The following is a 2,737-nucleotide window of genomic DNA, read 5'->3' on the forward strand; positions in this document are numbered from 1 at the left end:
AAAAGCAAGAGGAGAAAAACGAGCCTTTTTCTCCTCTTGCCTTATTTTAGGGACTTTTCGGACAGCCCCTAGTCTTATGATCAACTATTTAAAAGTGAAGCTTAACGCGTAGATTGAAAAAACATTGAAATCTTATGATATTTAAAAAATACCGTTATGATCCCCAAATAAGACACCTCGAAAAACTTGCCATAATTTCCCCCTTGAATTCCAAAAATGAATGAAGTATCTTGTTTCTAACAACCGGTATATACTTTTTTAAATAAAAAAGCCGAAAGATATCGGCTTTAAAATAGAGCAGCTGTTAGTTTTTCAATATTAAAACCCCTAATCTGTTCAGTATTTCCAGTTTCTTCATCAGTAATAAAGATTAACGGAATTCCAGGGATATTATATCTACTGAATTCCTCTTGTATTTCGGGTTTAGTTACATCTAGCGCAGTAAACGGTACTCCTTTATGCGTTAACCACTCTTTTGTTTTAGTACAATAACCACAAAAATCTGCAGAGTATACAATGACCTTTTTCATTCAATCATCCCCCTATAATTTGTTTACTTATAATAAAGTGAATGTAATCAATTTTTATAAACCTTCTATATAATTTTTTTATAATTATGATTGGATAAAAGAATGCATACATCCAAACGAATTTTATCTAAATTTTCAGTAACAATATATTATAAATTGATTTTAGTTAAAAAAATAGGATATGATAATTGATATTTTTTATAACTTATTGGTGTTATTTTTAGATGTAACATATAATGGAATTAAATTTATCGATTAGAAATTCAATCAAACACAATAATAGGTTAGGAGGGTTTTATGCTCAAGTATAATAAGTTGTATATTATTTTATCTAGTATATTTATGATTTTATGTATAGCACCTTATCTTTCACTAGTTTTTTTCTTTGACAATCCAGTTGTCTATCGCATTGTTACTCTAAATATCGATCCTTCTATTAGCTTAATAATGACACTTTTTTATGGAATATTAGGTTTGATTTTTGCGTTATTGTCTAAAGGTAATAGTAGAATATTATTATTAATCTTTAATGTAATATCTTTATTAGTGGCAGCTTTTATAATATTGTTGAGCATGGGATTTAAGACACCTTAAATCCTTTTTTTTATTTTTAGGTGGTTTATAATTTCCGTTTTCATTCTCTTTATAAAGTGTAAGTAAATTATGAAGAGGAGATGGAAAGATGAGAGAAGGAATGGAAGAATTCGATCGTATTACATTTAAAGAAAGTTCAAATTCTAGCCTTAATTGGTTAGATGCTGACCAGCAAAAAATTGTGAAAGAGACATTGGAGTATGTTGGAAAAGGTTCATTGTTTAATGTTGAACCGTATTCTCAAAATGGAGTAGATACGAAGTTTTATCTTAATGATGGTGAATCAGAGACTGTCCATTTGCAGAATATAAAATTAGATAAAGATACAAGGATTGAGATCAATACACTCCCTCAAGATATATCTTTATTTAATGTTAAAGTTTTTTCACTAATTGAAAATGTACCTGAGAAAGACACAGTTTTAATAAGATTTGTTTCTAATTTAGGTGGTGAGATTATTAAAGATATCACTGAAGAAATGAATCGAAATGCTTTGGACAATCCTCAACTGTTAGAAATCATTAATGAATTGCAATCAAATGCTAACTTAAATGAAGAGGGTCAGCTAACAACAAATGCTTGGTATGATTCATTACCTTGCGTAGGTAATGGTTGCTGTATCATTAAAGAGGCACTATATCCAGGTGGTACTCCAAATTTTCCGCTTCCTTATAACTGGTGCGGAGCTAATTGTGGTAGTGGAACACCAGTTAATAGCACTGATACTTGCTGTAGAACACACGATTATTGCTATGGATCTTTCAAATCATACCCTGATCGCTGTGCATGTGACAGAAACTTAATTAAATGTGTATCTGGAAAGGGTACTAGAGCAGCTGGTCTGATTTCGATTGCTTTCAAAGCTAAAATGGCTACGGGCGGAAGATGTAAATAACTCTAACTTAAAAAAGTTAAAATAGGTTTTGTGTCGAAAAAGAATCAACTAAATGGTTGGTTCTTTTTGATGTAACGGGCATGACGACAATCTAAATGAAAAATTCTTTCGGCTAGTCCAATCAAAAGAATTTATGCAACTACAATAATAGAAAACCGACTCTAACCTCAAAAGTGCTTTGTTTCAGAAAGAGTTCGGTTTGTTTTTGCCTTTGTCTTTTCACTATTAATAGGAGGAGATTTAACAATGCATAAAATCAATTACTCAATTGCAGAAAAAGGAATGGATGGTGTAACAGTTATTACCTCCAAAGTAGTGGATGGGGGACGTGAGGAGAACATTAATACAGTTAAAGCGTATTGGGATGAAAATCATCAAATATTTTTAGAAATTCAAGAAAACGGGATATCTCGAATAATTAAAACCACACTATTTAAGGAAAAAGCCGATTTAGTTACTCAATCTTCCTTTTGTGAAATCAGCATTGATGTTTTATGTAAAGCGGGAGGAAGTATAATATGTAAAGCAGCTTGTTTAGCGCTTCGGGAGATACCTGTAATCGGTGCTATTTTCAATGCTACTACTTGTACGGAAGTATGTACCTCAATTGTAAATGAAGGTTGTAATGGAACTAAAACAAAGCTATGTAAAAGCTAATAAGAGAACAGGATATCTGTTCTCAGCTTGTGGAGAAAGGCACTATATTTTCTTCCACAAG

General features: G+C 31.4%; 4 protein-coding genes. 3 read left to right on the forward strand and 1 reads right to left on the reverse strand.

The annotated features are described in order from the left end of the window. Positions 1-287: 287 nt before the first annotated feature. Positions 288-530 carry a glutaredoxin family protein gene (locus B3N22_RS04530; RefSeq protein WP_172860105.1) on the reverse strand — a complete coding sequence of 81 codons (243 nt, stop codon included), beginning with the start codon at positions 528-530 and terminating at the stop codon, positions 288-290. Positions 531-827: 297 nt separating this feature from the next. On the opposite strand from B3N22_RS04530, the gene B3N22_RS04535 reads away from it, so the two are divergent. From B3N22_RS04535 to B3N22_RS04545, 3 genes are all read left to right on the forward strand, one after another. Continuing rightward, positions 828-1,124 (forward strand): hypothetical protein, encoded by a 297-nt coding sequence (locus B3N22_RS04535; protein ID WP_172860104.1) that lies wholly within the window; start codon positions 828-830, stop codon positions 1,122-1,124. A 181-nt stretch (positions 1,125-1,305) separates the two neighbouring features. Beyond that, positions 1,306-2,019 carry a phospholipase A2 family protein gene (locus B3N22_RS04540; protein ID WP_286905188.1) on the forward strand — a complete coding sequence of 238 codons (714 nt, stop codon included), beginning with the start codon at positions 1,306-1,308 and terminating at the stop codon, positions 2,017-2,019. Positions 2,020-2,265: 246 nt separating this feature from the next. Beyond that, complete coding sequence (locus tag B3N22_RS04545; RefSeq protein ID WP_172860102.1) at positions 2,266-2,676, forward strand: hypothetical protein; 411 nt, start codon at positions 2,266-2,268, stop codon at positions 2,674-2,676. Positions 2,677-2,737: the final 61 nt, after the last annotated feature.

The organism is Clostridium sp. UBA1652, assembly GCF_002320975.1.
GTDB classification, from domain to species: Bacteria; Bacillota; Clostridia; order Clostridiales; family Clostridiaceae; genus Clostridium_T; species Clostridium_T intestinale.

Bases quoted from the DNA above. Each gene is read 5' to 3' on its own strand.
- B3N22_RS04530 (WP_172860105.1), bottom strand. From the start codon at position 530: ATGAAAAAGGTCATTGTATACTCTGCAGATTTTTGTGGTTATTGTACT.
- B3N22_RS04535 (WP_172860104.1), top strand. From the start codon at position 828: ATGCTCAAGTATAATAAGTTGTATATTATTTTATCTAGTATATTTATG.
- B3N22_RS04545 (WP_172860102.1), top strand. From the start codon at position 2,266: ATGCATAAAATCAATTACTCAATTGCAGAAAAAGGAATGGATGGTGTA.